The 15645-nt window shown below is 64.8% G+C and carries 15 protein-coding genes; 8 read left to right on the forward strand and 7 right to left on the reverse strand.

Annotation, left to right across the window (positions count from 1 at the left end; genetic code table 11):
- Window positions 1–2: 2 nt before the first annotated feature.
- A complete protein-coding gene (locus HV793_RS14005; RefSeq protein ID WP_175213375.1) occupies window positions 3–617 on the forward strand; it encodes a class I SAM-dependent methyltransferase in 615 nt (204 codons plus the stop codon).
- A gap of 50 nt (window positions 618–667) precedes the next feature.
- Window positions 668–1759: a DMT family transporter gene (locus HV793_RS14010; RefSeq protein ID WP_175213376.1), complete on the forward strand. Its 1092-nt coding sequence runs from the start codon at window positions 668–670 to the stop codon at window positions 1757–1759.
- A 62-nt stretch (window positions 1760–1821) separates the two neighbouring features.
- Here HV793_RS14010 and dsbG read toward each other — a convergent pair whose 3' ends face one another.
- Genes dsbG through dsbD form a run of 3 tightly spaced genes read right to left on the reverse strand, consistent with a single transcriptional unit; the run spans window position 1822 to window position 5270 of the window.
- On the reverse strand, window positions 1822–2595 hold the full coding sequence (gene dsbG, locus HV793_RS14015) for a thiol:disulfide interchange protein DsbG (RefSeq protein ID WP_175213377.1): 774 nt from the start codon (window positions 2593–2595) through the stop codon (window positions 1822–1824).
- A 9-nt stretch (window positions 2596–2604) separates the two neighbouring features.
- Window positions 2605–3441, reverse strand: a complete 837-nt coding sequence (locus HV793_RS14020) for a TlpA disulfide reductase family protein (RefSeq protein ID WP_175213378.1) — start codon at window positions 3439–3441, stop codon at window positions 2605–2607.
- A complete protein-coding gene (gene dsbD / locus HV793_RS14025; RefSeq protein WP_175213379.1) occupies window positions 3438–5270 on the reverse strand; it encodes a protein-disulfide reductase DsbD in 1833 nt (610 codons plus the stop codon). The genes HV793_RS14020 and dsbD overlap by 4 nt, the downstream gene beginning before the upstream one ends.
- Window positions 5271–5478: 208 nt before the next feature.
- Here dsbD and HV793_RS14030 point away from each other — a divergent pair, with 208 nt between their 5' ends.
- The 6 genes from HV793_RS14030 (at window position 5479) to arsH (ending at window position 10575) form a co-directional block, all read left to right on the forward strand.
- Entirely contained in the window at window positions 5479–6147 is a 669-nt protein-coding gene (locus HV793_RS14030) for a response regulator (protein ID WP_175213380.1), read from the forward strand.
- Window positions 6144–7475 (forward strand): ATP-binding protein, encoded by a 1332-nt coding sequence (locus HV793_RS14035; protein WP_175213381.1) that lies wholly within the window; start codon window positions 6144–6146, stop codon window positions 7473–7475. The genes HV793_RS14030 and HV793_RS14035 overlap by 4 nt, the downstream gene beginning before the upstream one ends.
- A gap of 30 nt (window positions 7476–7505) precedes the next feature.
- Window positions 7506–8156 carry an imm11 family protein gene (locus HV793_RS14040; RefSeq protein WP_244958644.1) on the forward strand — a complete coding sequence of 217 codons (651 nt, stop codon included), beginning with the start codon at window positions 7506–7508 and terminating at the stop codon, window positions 8154–8156.
- A 71-nt stretch (window positions 8157–8227) separates the two neighbouring features.
- A complete protein-coding gene (locus HV793_RS14045; protein WP_054454415.1) occupies window positions 8228–8584 on the forward strand; it encodes an ArsR/SmtB family transcription factor in 357 nt (118 codons plus the stop codon).
- 3 nt (window positions 8585–8587) lie between these two features.
- Complete coding sequence (locus HV793_RS14050) at window positions 8588–9769, forward strand: MFS transporter (RefSeq protein ID WP_175213383.1); 1182 nt, start codon at window positions 8588–8590, stop codon at window positions 9767–9769.
- Window positions 9770–9852: 83 nt separating this feature from the next.
- On the forward strand, window positions 9853–10575 hold the full coding sequence (arsH, locus tag HV793_RS14055) for an arsenical resistance protein ArsH (RefSeq protein ID WP_175213384.1): 723 nt from the start codon (window positions 9853–9855) through the stop codon (window positions 10573–10575).
- On the opposite strand, the gene HV793_RS14060 is transcribed toward arsH, so the two are convergent.
- The 4 genes from HV793_RS14060 to HV793_RS14075 all read right to left on the reverse strand — a co-directional run bounded on the left by HV793_RS14060 (window position 10572) and on the right by HV793_RS14075 (window position 15627).
- Entirely contained in the window at window positions 10572–11681 is a 1110-nt protein-coding gene (locus tag HV793_RS14060; RefSeq protein WP_175213385.1) for a PepSY-associated TM helix domain-containing protein, read from the reverse strand. The two genes, arsH and HV793_RS14060, sit on opposite strands and share 4 nt — an antisense overlap.
- Window positions 11681–14011, reverse strand: coding sequence for a TonB-dependent siderophore receptor (locus HV793_RS14065; protein ID WP_244958645.1), 2331 nt, complete (start codon window positions 14009–14011; stop codon window positions 11681–11683). Before HV793_RS14065 ends, HV793_RS14060 begins: the two co-directional genes overlap by 1 nt.
- 146 nt (window positions 14012–14157) lie before the next feature.
- Window positions 14158–15123, reverse strand: a complete 966-nt coding sequence (locus tag HV793_RS14070; RefSeq protein ID WP_175213387.1) for a FecR domain-containing protein — start codon at window positions 15121–15123, stop codon at window positions 14158–14160.
- Window positions 15124–15126: 3 nt separating this feature from the next.
- Window positions 15127–15627 (reverse strand): sigma-70 family RNA polymerase sigma factor, encoded by a 501-nt coding sequence (locus HV793_RS14075; RefSeq protein ID WP_119452097.1) that lies wholly within the window; start codon window positions 15625–15627, stop codon window positions 15127–15129.
- Between the last annotated feature and the right edge of the window lie 18 nt (window positions 15628–15645).

Here is a 15645-nt window from a genome sequence, read left to right on the forward strand (position 1 = left end):
GCGTGAGCAACAAGAATCACTGGAACGATGTCTACCGCACCAAATCCGAGGATGCGGTGAGTTGGTACGCCGCTCATCTCGATACGTCTTTGCGCATGATCCAGCACGTGGCCCCGATGCCCGAGGCCGCAATCATCGATGTCGGCGGCGGCGAAGCCACACTGGCAGATGATTTGCTGGCTCTCGGCTACCGGGATCTGACCGTGCTGGATATTTCGGAAACGGCCATTCAGGCGATGCGGGAACGACTGGGGACGAAGTCCGCGAGTGTGGAATGGCTGGTCACTGACGTGACTACCGCTACCCTGCCCTCCGCTCGCTACGACGTTTGGCATGATCGCGCTGTTTTCCATTTCCTGACGGATCCAGCCGACCGCCAAGCGTACATTGCGCAGGCGACGCAGTCGGTGAAAGCGGATGGTTTCCTCATTGTTGCAACGTTCGGACCCGATGGCCCGCTCAAGTGCAGCGGATTGGATACCGTCCGCTACGATGCCGCGGCGCTTCAGGCGGAGTTTGGAGCTGGCTTCGCGCTTATGGACAGCACGGTAGAATCTCACCAGACGCCCTTCGGTACCAGCCAGCAGTTCGTTTATTGTCTGTTTAATCGGAAGTAAATGGGGCGTACGCTTGTCCTCCAAGCCATTCCCGCCGTCTACACGTCCACATGTCGATCCGCTCAGCATCCCCCGCGCTGGCCGCGGCGCTCCTGTTCGGCGCGAGCACGCCATTCGCCAAAACCTTGGTCGAAGGCGTCGCACCGTTGCTGCTGGCTGGACTTCTCTATCTGGGCAGCGGGCTGGGTCTCGGCATCCTGCTGGCGCTACGTCACATCGACCGCGGCCACAGCCCGGGGGATGCGCCTGGCTTGCGGATTCCGCGCGCAGACCTGCCCTGGCTGGCGGGTGCGATTGCGACAGGCGGCGTGCTCGGCCCGGCGCTGCTGATGCTCGGGCTGACCCAGACGAGCGGCGCCTCGGCCTCGCTTTTGCTGAATATCGAAGGGGTGCTCACGGCCATCATCGCGTGGTGCGTGTTCAAGGAAAACGCCGACCGCCAGATCGTGCTCGGCATGGTCGCGATCGTGCTCGGCGGCGTACTGCTGTCTTGGGAGCCGGGCGGCACGGCGCCGTCACCCGGGGCGCTGCTCATAGTTGGGGCCTGTCTCTGCTGGGCCATAGACAACAACCTGACGCGTCGGGTCGCCACCAATGACGCCATGCTGATCGCCGGTCTGAAAGGCTTGTCTGCCGGAGCGGTCAGTACGATCCTGGCGCTGCTTGGTGGCGCCGAACTTCCGCCCGTTACCATGGTGGGGGCCAGTCTTGTCGTGGGATTTCTGGGGTACGGCCTGAGCCTGACGCTATTCGTCCTGGCGCTAAGAACGCTGGGAACCGCCAGGACTGGGGCCTACTTTTCAGTGGCGCCGCTAGTCGGGGTGATCATTTCCTTCATCTTGTGGCCCGAGAATCCGGGCCTTCTATTCTGGCCGGCGGCCGCCCTGATGGCGCTGGGCGTGTGGTTGCACCTGCGCGAACGGCATGCGCACGAACATACCCACGAAGCCATGGAACATAGCCACCGTCACGTGCACGACGAGCACCACCAGCACGCGCATCCCTTTGCCTGGGATGGCGCGGAGCCGCATACGCATCCGCACCGTCATGAAGCGCTGACGCACACGCATCCCCACTATCCGGATATTCATCACCGGCATCGTCATGGGCCAGGGCATGGAATCCGCGCGCGGAAGGCATAGGTTTTCGCTACCGCCCTCCTCGCCTGCGTGCCTTGGCGTTCAAGGCGGATCCCGTCTTGGATTCAGCGCGGCCCCAACACCTCGGCCAATTGCGCACCCTGGGGCATGCCTCTGAATTTCTTGACGGAGCCGTCGCTCTCCCGCACCACGATGCCGGGCGTGCCTCGGAACCCGCTCGACAGCATCAGCATGTGGTTGTCTTCGAGGGTCTGGAGCACAGCGTCGGGGACGCTGTCGGCAGGCTTGATGCCGCCCTGATCAAACTTGTGTTCGTTTTCGATCAGTGCGGCCGTTGGGTCGGGAGCGCCAAGGATAGCCGCGGCCTTTGCCGGACTGTCTGCCCGGATCACGCCCACGAGCAGATGGCGAAGCTGCACCTTTCCGGCGTCCACCCAGGGGCGCGCTGCTTCCCAGAACTGGTGGCAGTAGGGACAGTTTGCATCGGAGAAAGTGTAGATAATGCGGGGCGCGTCGGGTTTGCCGTCCTGTACCCAGGTCGCGGATTCCAATTGACTCCACGTCTTTTCGCCCATCGGCTTTTCAACCAGGTCCCGCAGCTTCATCCGGTCGATGGGCTTGCCATTGGCGTCCAGGCGCGTGCCCACGATGGCGTTGCCATCGCTGGTGAGGTAGACGGCGATGGGGCGGTCTTCTGCCGTGCCGGCGAAAGCGCGCAGGCCGCCTTCCACATCGAACTCTCCCACGATGGTGAGGCCTTGCGCTTCCAGTGCCTGGATGGCCGGCGGTCGAGCTCCGGTCTGGGCCTGGCTGTAGCCGGCTGCCAGCACGAGCGGGATGGCTGCGATGGATGAAATACGCATACGCAATGCAAACATGGTCATTCCTTACTTGGGTAAATCTTGGATGCCGTCTCGGGGCATATCGAAACGCCGCGACATCTTGTCCTTTAGGGCTGCCATGGTGATCTCGCCCAGATGCGTGTCCACCAGGCGTCCCTGCGCGTCATAGAACAAGGTCGTGGGCAGGCCGCGTGAATTCACCGCCCGCATGGACGCGGACGCAGGGTCGAGCAAGACGTTGCGCAATGCCAGGCCTTCGCTCTGGATGAAGTCATGCGCCTGTTGCGCGCCCTCCCCCTGATTGACCAGGACGATGCTGACGCCCGGGAACTCGGACTGCGCCTGTTCCAGGGCGGGCATCTCACGGCGGCAAGGCGGGCACCAGCTCGCCCAGAGGTTGACGACTAGCGGTTTGCCCTCGTATGACCGCAGCGCGATGGGCTTCCCATCCAGCGTTTGCAACTGCAAGTCCGGCAGACGCGGCGGCTCGAGCAGCAGCGGCAACAGCGCGCCGCCTGCGAACCAGGCCACGACCCCGGCCAATATGCCCGCGTATATGGGACGGCGCGGCGCCGGCATGGTACGGGTCCGCCACCAGACGAAGGCCAGCGTGGCCGGCACCCCAACCCACCAGTAGTATCCGCCATCGCCGATTGCGATCAGCGACATGGGAGTCGCGAAGTAGTCTTCCCACCAGAAGGCGATGTATCCCAGGCGGGCCGCCACAATGCCCCAAAACACGCCGTCGAGCAGCACGGCGCCGGCAAGCCGATGAGAAGCGTCCGGCAGGCGTTTGGCCAGCGAGCGCGTCACCAGCCAGGAAAACAGTACAGCCGCGAAGACGCCCATGCTTTGAATGGAGAAGGGACCGATGCCTATCATGGCGTTCCCGCCTTGTTCAGTCGCCCCAGGAAATCAGCGGCGCTGACCTCCCCCACCACGCGGAGGTCTCGGCGCTCCGTGCCGTCGGGTCCCACCAGGATGAGCGTGGGCGGCCCCATGACGCCCCAGCGCTTGAGCAGGGCCTGATCCGTTGCGTCGTTGCGCGTCACGTCCGGCCGCAGCACCTGCATGCGCGCCAGCCGCTGCGCCACAGCGGGGTCGCCGAACACATTGCGTTCGATCACGTGGCAACTGATGCACCAGTCGGCGTAGAAGTCGAGCAAGGTCCATTGGCCGCGCGCGGCCGCGTCCGCCAGGCGCCTGTCCACGTCCTCGACCGACTTGGCCTCGACGTAGGCTGGCTTGTTGGCGGCGGCTGGCACGGCGGCCGACGAGGCAGCGCGCAGGTGCGCCAGCGGCTGTGACAGAGAATCGCCGCCCGACGCGGCGCCCACCAGCATGAGAATGGACCACAGGCCTGCGATGGCTCCCAGTGTGCGCAAGGCCCACATCAGGCGCAGCTTTTGCGCGACCGCTTGCGCCCAGGCCAGCAGGCCGATGGCGATGGACAGTATCCAGGCCCCCCAGAGCACCAGGCTCAAGGTGGCTGGCAGGAAGCGGTCGAGCATCATCACCGCCATCCCGACCATCACGTAGCCGAACGCGATGCGCACGCGATCCATCCACGCGCCGGGCTTGGGCAGTACGCGGGCGCCGAATATGGCGATCACCAGCAGCGGCAGGCCCATGCCCAGGCCCAGGGCAAACAATGCCAGGCTGCCATACAGCGCGCTGCCGGTCTGGCTGATGTAGAGCAGCGCTCCCGCCAAGGGCGCGGTCATGCATGGTCCGACCAGCAATGCCGACAAGAAGCCCAGCGCCGCAGCGCCGACCACGTTTCCGCCCGCGCGCCCCTGGTTGGCGGAGCCGACCCGGTTTAACAAGGCGGACGGCAGGCGCAGTTCGAACATTCCGAACAAGGAACTGGCGAGAATCAGGAACAAGGCCGCGAACGCTCCCAGCAGCCAGGGGGATTGCAGGGTCGCCTGGAGATTCGCGCCTGCCAAGCCGGCGGCTACGCCCACGGCGGCATAGGTGGCGGCCATTGCCAGCACATAGGACAGGGACGTGACGAAAGCGCGCCGCGGACTGGCCTGAGCGCCCACGACCATGCTGGAGATGATGGGGATCATCGGCAAGGTGCAAGGCGTGAAGGCCAGGAGCAGGCCGAAGCCGAAGAACAGCAATGTGCCTGCGATCGGCCCCAGCGTCGCCAGGCGTTGGGCAGCAGCCTGGTCCTCGGCGACGTTGGCTGCGTCGCCGGCGCCCGCCTCCGGCTGACTGGTGGTGGCGGGAGGCTCGGCAGCGCTACCTGCCCCCGCCGCCGTCGCGGGCAAGTTCAATGCCATGGTCTGCGGGGGGTAGCAGATGCCCCCTTCCGCACAGCCTTGCCAATGTAGTGTCAACGGACCTGTGACGGAGGCGGGAAAGCGCAGTTTCAGCGCATCTCCAAGATAGATTTCCGTATCGCCAAAGAACTCGTCATTCTTGGGCGTACCAGGGGGAAGATCCAGGCGGACTTCCTCGCCCTGCCCCGAAACCAGCTTCAATGAGTGGCGATAGACATAGTAGTTCTCGGCAATGTGTCCTTGCGCCGCCAGTTCCGTCCCCTGCTGCTGCACCTGCGCCAGTTTGAATACATCGACAGGATCCAGAAATTCAGCCTCCTCTTGCCAGGAAAACAGGCCTGCACTCCCCCATGCACTGCCGATGGCGAAAAAAAACAGAAAGACAACGGCCAGTACTCGTCGATATACAAACAACCTCATTCCTCCGGGGCAATAGTCGGCCTTCCCCAACCGCCCTCATGTTGAGGCGCAGGGGAGCTTATCCAGCCATGATGGAGGAGATCGATTAACCGAAACTAAAGAAGGGAAAGCAGGCGCGGAACGAACGGACATCAAGGCGCCGGCCATTCTTGGCTGAAAAGTTCTGGCCTAACATATGGGCCCTGGGTTGCAACGAATCGGGATTCAAATGCGGGTATTGCTGGTAGAAGACGACGAACTGATCGGCAAAGGAATCGTGGCTGGCTTACGCGCGCACGGCATCACGGTGCACCACGTTTGCACGGCCGTTGACGCTGAAACCGCCCAAACGGAAAACTCCTTCAGTGCCTTGGTGCTCGACCTGGGGCTTCCAGACCGTGACGGAATGGAATTGCTTTCCGCCGTGCGAGCCATTGAACCCTGTTTGCCCGTGCTGATACTGTCCGCCCGGGATGCCATGGACCACAGGCTCGCGGGCCTGCACCAGGGCGCGGACGACTACATGACCAAGCCGTTTGATCTGCGCGAACTGGCAGCGCGATTGCATGCGCTGGTGAGGCGCACACAGGGGCGCGCAGCCCAGACCATTACGGCGGGACCTTTGCGCCTGGAACCCGAAAGCGGCCTGGCTTGGTTGGGAGGCCAAGCCATTTCGCTATCGCGTCGCGAGGTGGATCTGCTGGCGCATCTGGCCGCGGCCAATGCGAGGTGGATCCCTCCTGATCTACTCAATGAACGCCTGTACGGGCTGGGCGAGGAAGTGAGCAGCAACGCGCTCAACGTTCATATCCACAACCTGCGCCGCAAGCTTGGAGCTGAAGTGATTGAGACCTCGCGTGGTTTGGGATACCGGCTGGGCTGGAGGCTCAGCGCATGAGTTTGCGTCTTCGTGCCGTCCTGATCGCAGGGATTGCTCTCATGGTCTTGTGGGCGGCGGCGGCTGCCTGGATGATGCTGGGCGTGCGCGCCGACCTGGCCCGCACACTTGATGGCCGCCTGGCCATGTCGGCTCGCATGGTCTCGGGCTTGCTTGCCGGGTCTGTCATAGATCCCAACGCCAAGACTATGGATTTCACGCAAGCCATCCGCGTCAACGGCAGCGAAGGAATCGCTTGCGAGATTCGCGCGCTGCGCGGCGAGGTCCTGGCGCGCACCAGCGGCAGTCCGGCCTCGGATTTCGACAGCCTGCCTGCCGGTTACAGCACGCGCATGGTCGCCGGACACGAGTGGCGGATTTATGTGCTTCGCGATGACAGTTATCAAATAACGACAGCGGATCGCGTCGAGCAAAGGAACACGCTGATCAATGAACTGCTGTTTGCGGCTGGCGTGCCCTTCCTGATCGCGCTTCTTGGCGGGCTAGCTGCCCTGTGGATCGGTATCGGGCAAGGCCTTGCGCCGCTGCAAGCCCTGCGCATGCAGTTGCGGGCCAAGCAAACGGACGATACCACCCCTATCGCTGTCGCAAAGCCGCCCACCGAGCTTCGTCCTGTGCTGGATGCCATGAACGGATTGTTGGGACGCTTATCCCTGGCACTCTCCAGCCAGCGGGCGTTTACCGACGCCGCGGCACACGAGTTGCGGACACCGCTGACCGTGATCGATACCCACCTGCAAGTGGCCAGGCTGACCGAAGGGGAAGAAGCCGAATCGTCACTCTGCAGTGCCGAGGAAGGCGTGAAGCGCCTGCGGGGTACGCTCGACCAGATGATGATTCTGGCGCGTGCCGAAGCATCGCCCAATTCGGAAAACGGGTGTACGTCCATCCAGGAGGTCATCGCCAGCGTCATCGATGCGACAACTGTCGAAGCGCGGCTGCGCCTGGCGGTATCCGTCGACGGCGCTGATGCTTGCTGCGCCATTCCACGCGAAATGCTGGAGGCTGCCATCCGCAACCTGGTGGACAATGCGATTCGCTACTCCCCCTATGACATGCCTGTCGAAGTCGTTGCCCGCTTCGATTCTCCAACCCGACAATGCCGCATCGTCGTGGCGGACCGGGGGCCGGGGCTCAGTGCGGATCAAGCAGCCAAGATTGGCCAACGCTTCTGGCGCGGGGACCAAGGCCGAAGCCGCAACGACGGCGCGGGTCTTGGCATCTCGATCGTGCATGCCATTGCCAAGCGGTTCGGGGGAGCATTGCATCTCAAGCCCCGGGAGGGTGGCGGTTTGGTCGCGGAACTTGTGTTTCCGTGCTGTCCGTAATTGGAGCGTGTTATGAACTTTGGAGCGACCGTGACCGAACCGACCGCCATTGAAGTTTCAGCCGAAGCCGCATCTCATAAGGGCGAATTTTTCCTGATCGACGCCAGCTTCTTGGGAAACGGCAGGATTCCCGGCATCGAAATCGCCAACGAAGAGAAGCTGATCGATCCGGGAATGAATGTCGTCTCGCGTCCTAATGGAATGCCAGATCAGTATCCGGAGCGTCCCCGCCTGATTCATGTACCGGAGAAAGGCGGAATGCCACGCGATCTGGAGGTGCTTGCTGGCATATGGATTGTGTCGGAGCCATTGAAGCAACTGTTTGAGCAGTTGGACGCCGAGGCGTTTGCATTTGTGGCGTGCGACTTCAGCCTGGCTGACTGCAGCCCCGCCCCTCAGTACTACCTAGGCAATGTGCTGCGCAGACTCGACGCCCTGGATGAAGCCTCTTCCCGCGTGAGGATCAAGTTCGACCGCAACTATCAGACCGGCGAGGACGAGAAACTTTACAGCCTCGTCGGCGGAGCCAGCCTGGTGTTCAAACAGGATGTGGTGGGAGATGCCCATATCTTCCGCCAGGATCGCATGGGAGCGCCTCCCATCTGCGACCGCGCGATGTTTGATGCATTGAGTGCGGCCAACTTCTCCGGCGTACGGCTGCGCGATGTAGCCGATATCTAGAGGCACGTTTGGTTAGGCCCGCGGCGGGCGTGCATGCATAAATAGTTCAATAATTGTTGTATTATTGATTGATGAATGAAGATCAAGCCGTTACTGCCCTGAATGCCCTGGCCCATGCCCAACGCCTGCGCGTGTTTCGTGCGCTTGTCGTCGCGGGGCCCGACGGCCTTACACCAAGTGTCATGGCCGAAGGGCTTGGCGTTGCCCGCAACGCGTTGTCTTTCCACTTGAAGGAGCTTGCGCACGCAGCCCTGGTCAGCGTCGAGCAGCAAGGCCGGAATCTGATCTACCGCGCGGATTTCTCCCAGATGAATGGCTTGCTCGGATACCTTACCGAGCATTGCTGCGCGGGCGCGGCTGGTGAGGGAGCCGAGACCGGCGCCAGCGCGGCATGCAGCCCGCCATCCCGCCTCCTCCAGCGGCATTGATACATGCTCGACGCTTCCGTACGCGTCGTTGGCTCCCTGGGCACGGCTCAGACGCTCGCCTGGGCGTCCTCCTATTACCTGCCGGCGATGCTGGCGGATCCGATGGCCCGCGACCTGGGGGTGTCGGCGCCGGCGGTGTATGCGGCGTTTTCCGCTGCGATGGTGGCTTCGGCCGTGGTCGGTCCCTGGGCGGGACTAGCGATCGACCGCCATGGCGGGCGCGTCGTATTGGCCGGCACGAGCCTGCTGTTTGCGCTGGGGCTGGGCTTGCTGGGCGCCGCCCAGGGCCTCTGGACGATGGTCGCCGCCTGGCTGGTTATCGGCGTGGCGATGGGGGCCGGACTCTACGAGGCAGCCTTCTCCAGCCTGGTGCGGCTGTATGGCCATCACGCCCGCGGCGCCATCACGGGGATCACGCTGATTGCCGGTTTTGCGAGCACGGTGGGATGGCCGCTTTCGGCCTGGATGGAAACCCAATTCGGTTGGCGCGGCGCGTGCCTGGGGTGGGCAGGATTGCACCTGCTGGTCGGCCTGCCGTTGAACGCATGGTTTCCGAAAGCGCCGGGCGCGGGACGAACGCAAGAGCCTGCGGACAATTCGCAGGATGTCCCCTCCTCTGCCCCCCAGCCGCGGCAGCAGAGGTATGCCACTGCCCTCCTCGCCTTCGTGTTTGCGGCGACCTGGTTCATCAGCACCGCGATGGCCACGCATTTGCCGCGCATGCTGGAAGCCACGGGCGCCACGCTCGCAGCCGCCGTGGCCGTGGGTGCGCTCATCGGTCCGGCGCAGGTGGCGGGCCGCCTGCTGGAATTCGGTTTCTTGCGGCGGGTTCATCCCTTGTTGTCCGCGCGCCTGGCTGCGCTGGCGCATCCGGCGGGGGTTGCCCTGCTGCTGGGAGGCGGTCCGGTAATGGCGCCGGTGTTCGCCGTCCTGCATGGGGCGGGCAACGGCATCCTGACCATTGCCAAGGGGACCTTGCCGCTGGTGCTGTTCGGCCCCCAGGGCTATGGCGCGCGCCAGGGCTGGCTGATGATGCCGGCGCGGGTGGCGCAGGCGCTAGCGCCATTTCTTTTCGGGGTGGCGCTGGACCGCTGGGGGGTCAACGCGCTGTGGCTGTCCGGGGGCATAGGGCTTGGCGCCTTTGCCGCGCTATTGCTGCTGCGTGCGCGGGCGTCGGCCGATTGAAATCTGAGTGTCGTATGTATAGAGGTGTTGCATGAAGTTGATCCAGAAAACCGTTGAGACCCGCATCGGCGCGGAGGTGGTCCGTGTCTGAAACCCTGGCCGATTTGCCCAACATTGATTCGTCGTTGTTCCATCGACCCGGCGCGGCCGGGCTGTTTCCTGCCGTGCGGGCCGCGCACGCGCCGCGGTTCCTGCTGCTGTACGGTTCGTTGCGCGAACGCTCCTATAGCCGCCTGGTGGCCGAGGAAGCCGCGCGCCTGTTGCAGGCGCTGGGCGGCGAGACCCGGCTGTTCAATCCTTCGGGACTGCCGCTGGTCGATGACGCCAGCGATGACCATCCCAAGGTGCGCGAGCTGCATGAGCTGGTCCAATGGGCCGAAGGCATGGTCTGGAGTTCGCCCGAACGTCACGGCGCAATGACGGGATTGATGAAGACGCAGATCGACTGGATTCCGCTGTCGGTGGGCGCGGTGCGCCCGACCCAGGGCAAGACGCTGGCGGTGATGCAGGTGTCGGGCGGATCGCAGTCCTTCAACGCCGTGAACCAGATGCGGGTGCTGGGGCGCTGGATGCGCATGTTGACCATTCCCAATCAATCGTCGGTGGCCAAGGCCTACCAGGAATTCGACGAGGCGGGACGCATGAAGCCATCGCCCTACTACGATCGCGTGGTCGACGTCGTCGAGGAACTGATGAAGTTCACCCTGCTTACGCGGGATGCCTCGCCCTATTTGGTGGACCGCTATAGCGAGCGCAAGGAGGCGGCCGCCGATCTGTCGCGCCGGATGAAGCAGGCGTCCATCTAGGGGGATTCAAGTCGGGCGCGGGCCTGGGCTTTTAATCCGCGCCTGCGCCACCACAGCCAGATCCCGCTGATGCCCAACGCGCCCAAGCCCAGGCCCAGCAGCGCGACCATGGCTACTCCCGCAATTCCGCCCAGTTCTCCCGTATGCAGCGGATACAGCACGGAGTTGATCCGCGCGCCGGGATCGAGTTCGTTCCAGCGCTGTGCCGCCAATACGTGGCCGTCGCGCGGGTCGAGCCAGACGGTGGATCTGCCGTTTGGATGCGGATCGTCGGGCACGCGCATGCGTATGGCCAAGGGGCGGTCGATGCGCGGCGTGTACAGCAGGTAGCCGATCGCGCCGTCCGGAAATGCCGCTTGTGCGGTTGCGGCCAATTCGTCCAGGGAGCGCGGCGGGATGGCGCCCGCTGGCCGCGCCGGCAGCTTGGGCGCCACGACCGGGGGCTGGCCGCTGGCCAGCGTGATCCAGCCGCCTATCGGACGCCATGCCAGATAGGCGCCGCTGGCCATGCACACCGCCAGCAGCAGCGCGAGGATGGCGCCGCCGTTGCGGTGCACGTCGAACAAGGCGCGCAGCGCGCCCTTGTTGAACACCATGCGCAAGGACGGCGGCCATTTGCGCGGCCACCATGCGATCAGGCCTGACACCGTCAGGACCAGATAGGCCAGCGCGGTCCAGGCCAGCACGGCCTTGCCGGTGCGATCCAGCATCAGGGCGCTGTGCAGCTTGTAGACGATGGCGACCAGGCCCTCGTCTTCTCCCCTTCTGCCCTGCTCCCGGCCGCTGGCCGGATCGAGATAGACCGTGCCGTCCCAGGCGTCGGGCGCCCTCACCCTGACCTGCATGGTTTCGCCGGATTCGCGCGGCGGGCGGAAGGTGTAGGAGGCTTGCGGGCCGAACTCGGCGGCCAGGTTGCGGCGCATGGATTCGAACGATGCGGGCTGGCCGCCGCCTGCGTTGCCGGCCCGGAAGAGCTCCGGATGCAGCAGCTTGTCCAGCGGCCGCGCGGCCACGAGGAAGGCGCCGGTCAGGCCGGACAGGATCAGGATCCCGCCCAGGCCCAGCGCCACCCAGCGGTGGCAGAGCAGCCAGATACGCCGGGGCATCAGTAGGCCAGGCGCGCCTGCAGGTAGACCATGCGCGGCGCGCCCACCATGCGGCCGCCGTTGGTGTCGACGTTGCGGGTGTAGTAGCGCCGGTCAAACAGGTTGTTCACGCCCACCGCCAGCTCGCTGCCCTTCCATTGGGGCAATTTGTAGCTGAGCTGCGTGTTCCAGACGCTGAAACCCGGCACGCGGCCGTTGGTCGCGGCGGCGTTCTCCTCTTCGGTGTTGGCGGTGTCCGAGTACTGGCCGCTCTGTGCCGTCGTGTAGAGGTTGAAAGTCCAGTTGTTGCGCATGTAGCGTCCGCCCAGCGTGCCGGTCTGGCGCGAATAGAACGGCACGTCCCGGCCTTCGAATTCGCCGGATTTCTGGATGGCGCGCACGTAGGTGTAGTTGGCATAGAGATTCAGGCCGGCGAGCGGCCCGGACCTGTCGAAGTCGTAGTCGATGGCGAATTCGACGCCGTTGTGGGTAGTGGCGCCCAGGTTGCGGAAGACGGCCGGGTTGGTGCCGGGTATCGACAGGATCTGGTTGTCGAACTTCAGGTTGAAGACCGTGAACTCGGTGTGGGTCTGTTCGCCCGAGTAGCGCAGGCCGGCTTCCAGGGTCTTGGCGACTTCCGGGCTGAGCGGATTGGAGGCCGACATCGAGTTCAGCTGTGTGTACTGCACCGCGCCGAACGACGTGTTGTAGTTGGTATAGAGCGTCAACGCATCGTCGACCAGATAGGCGATGTTCAGCGAAGGCAGGCCGCGGCTGTTGCGCAGGTCGAACGGCGTGTCGTTGGCGGTGCCGCTGGGCTGGCGGTTGGTGCGGATGTGTTCATAGCGCACGCCGGGCGTGACGCGCCATTTGCCGTAGGCGATGCGGTCGTCCAGATAGATGGAGTGCGCTTCGGTCTTGTTGTCGAAGACCTGTGCGGCGCCGATGCGTTGGCCCGTGGCCAGGGATTCCGAATAGCGCCGGTCCTGGCCGGTTTCGTGGATGTAGCGGTAGCCGATGGTCACGTCGTGCGTGGTCGGCCCCCATTCCAGGCGCTGCGTGTAACGCGGCTCTATGCCCAGTACCTGGTTGTTGCGCGGCTGATAATCGTTGCGGCCCGTCGCGGTATTGATGAGCGAACTCTGGCGCGAGCTGTCGTAGTGATAGACCCGGGCCTCGAATTCCTGGGTGTCCGAGATCGAATTGAGGTATCCGATGTCGACCTGATCGCGCTGCCCTTTCCAGTAATCGGTGGGATGGGTGTTCTGGAATGGATCGTCGCGGTACTGCGCCACCGTCAGGCCGCCCGGCGTCATCGATTTGACGTCGTAATGGGCGAACTTGCCGTAGATTTCCGACGTCGGGGTCAGCTCGAAGCGCCATTTCAGCGCCACGTCGTTGTAGCGGTCATGGCTGGCATCGCGCCATTGTTCGCCGTCCATGCCGGAGTACATCAGCGCCACGCCCAGCCCGTTTTCGAACTGCGTGCCCAGGAAGCCGGTGTATTGGGTATTGGTGCCGCCCTGGCTGAAGATGTTGTAGCGGGCGGAGGCCTCGGCGGTGAGTCCGCTGCCAGTCGGAATCGAGCGGGTCTTGAAGTTGATTACGCCGCCCACGTTCTGCGGGCCATAGCGCACCGCCCCGCCGCCCCGCACCACGTCGATGGCTTCGATGTTGCCCAGGCTGGTCGGCGACATCACCAGGTTCGGCTGGCCATAAGGGGCCATGGCCATGGGGATGCCGTCCAGCAGCATGGTGGTGCGAAATGAATTGCGCGGGTTCAGGCCGCGGATGCCGACGTGCAGGCCGACCGAGCTGCCGCTGGCGCTGGTGCTGCCGCTGATCTGCACACCTGGCACGCGCCGCAGCACGTCGGCCACGCTGGTGGCGCCGCTGTTCTGGATCTCGTCGCGCTTGACCAGCGTGCGGGCGCCGCCAAAGGTCTGCACGCTGTTTTCCAGGCCGGTGCCCAGCCAGTCGCCGCTGACCTGGATCGATTCCAGCGTGTTGGCGTTGCCGGCAGGCACGGCCTTGGCCGCAGGGGCTGGCGCGCGCACCACGTATCCCTGGCCGCCCTGCTCCTCCGCGGCGAGGCCGGTGCCGGCCAGCAGCCTGGCCAGCCCCGATTCCACGCCATAGCTGCCGTCCAGGCCCTGCGTCCTCAGTCCGCGCGTGTCCTCGGGCCGGAAGGAAACGGTGATGCCGCCCGCCTTGGCGAAGGCGGAAAGCGCCTGGTCCAGGGGACCTGCCGGAATGCGATAGTCGTGCGTCGCGGCCGGGGCCGAGCTTTGGGCCGCGGCGGGCGGCGCGGCGGCGAAGGCGGCGGCCAGGCTCAGTGTCAATCCGGCCAAGCGCAGGACGCGGGGTTGGGTTTTGTCTACGACTGCCACTTGGTCACATCCCTACAGGTCATCAATGCGCGGTATGCCGGATGAGCGCGGCGAAAAGGGACAAGGGCGTAGCGGCAAAGTTGTAAGCGAGTGAAACGAGGCGGCTTTCAGCGCGTCAGGGTGACCCAGTAGGCGGTACGCGTGACGACGCGCAGATCCAGGGTCTTGGCCACGACGGCAAGTAGCGCGTCGGTGTCTTGCAGGCGGAATACGCCAGATACCCGCAGGCCGCCCACCGCCGGGTCGCAGCGCAATACGCCGCGCCGGTAGCGCGAGACCTCGGCCAGCAAGGCGTCCAGGCGCATGTTGTCGGCTTCGAGGACGCCGCGCGTCCATCCGGGCGCGTCTGACCTGGCCGGTGCGTTCGGCAGAAAGGCATTGGCGGTGAAGCGCACCGACTCGCCGGCATTGAAGATCCGCTCCGGACTGCCATTCCCGAGGGTGACGGCGACGCGATGTTCCAGCACGGTCAGCTCGGTCTGGACGTCGCCATCGTCCAGTTGCCGGACGACAAAACGGGTGCCCAAGGCGCGCAAGCGGCCCTGGGGAGTCTCCACGATAAAGGGCCGCGCCCTGCCCGCCGGGTCGGCGGCCGTGCGCACATAGATTTCGCCGCCGCGCAGGTGCAGCAGGCGCATTTCGTCGGAGTAGCCCACCTCCATGGCCGTATCGGTATTCAGATGGACCTGGCTGCCGTCGGCCAGCCGCAGGTCCTGGTTTTCGCCCACCGCCGTGCGATAGGCGCCTGCCGGCTCCGCATACAGGCGGTAGGTCAGCAAGGCGGCGGGCGCGGCAACCCCCAGGACCGCCAGCGTACGCAGCACGGCGCGCCGGCTGACCTGCGACGGGCGCGTCAAGAGCGGCACGCCCACCGAGGCCGGCACCGTGTCGAACTGCTGCATCAGGCGCTGGGCGCGTTGCCAGGCAAGCTCGCGTTCGGGATGGCCATGGCGCCAGCGTTCGAAGGCGGCGTGATCCGCCGGTCCGGCCTCGCCGGAATGCAGGCGCACGAGCCAGCGGGCGGCTTCCCGTATGACGGAGGCGTCTAGCGGTTTGGATTCGGCGGCGGCCATGGGTCAGGAATCCAGCATGGTCAGGCAGATTTCGAAGCCCTGGGCCATGTAGCGTTTCACCGTGCGGTCGCTCAAGCCGGTGCGGGCGGCGATTTCGACGTAGGTGAGCCCTTCCAGTTGCGACAGGACGAACACCTCGCGCGCCTGCGGCGCCAGATTGCCGAGCATGCGGTCCAACTGTTGCAGCGCTTGCTGCACGCCCAGCAGCATCTCGGGCGAGGCTTCCAATTCGGGCGGCAGCGCGGCCATGGCCTCGAGCCAGGCGCGTTCCAGCGAGCGGCGGCGCCAGTGATCGTTGAGCAGCCCCCGCGCGATGGTGGTCAGATAGGCCCTGGGCTGGCGCAGCGTGCGGACTTCCTCGGGATGGCGCAGCACGCGCAGAAAGGTGTCGTGCGCGAAGTCCGCGGCCTCATCGCCATGGCCGAGGCGATGCCGCCACCATTGGCAGAGCCAGTCGTAGTGGTTTTCGCAGAGTAGCTGGAGCGGCTGTAGGGGCTTGGACATGCTCGAACGCCCCCGATA

The sequence above is a fragment of the Achromobacter aegrifaciens genome (genome assembly GCF_902859965.1).
In the GTDB taxonomy this organism is placed as follows: domain Bacteria; phylum Pseudomonadota; class Gammaproteobacteria; order Burkholderiales; family Burkholderiaceae_B; genus Achromobacter; species Achromobacter aegrifaciens.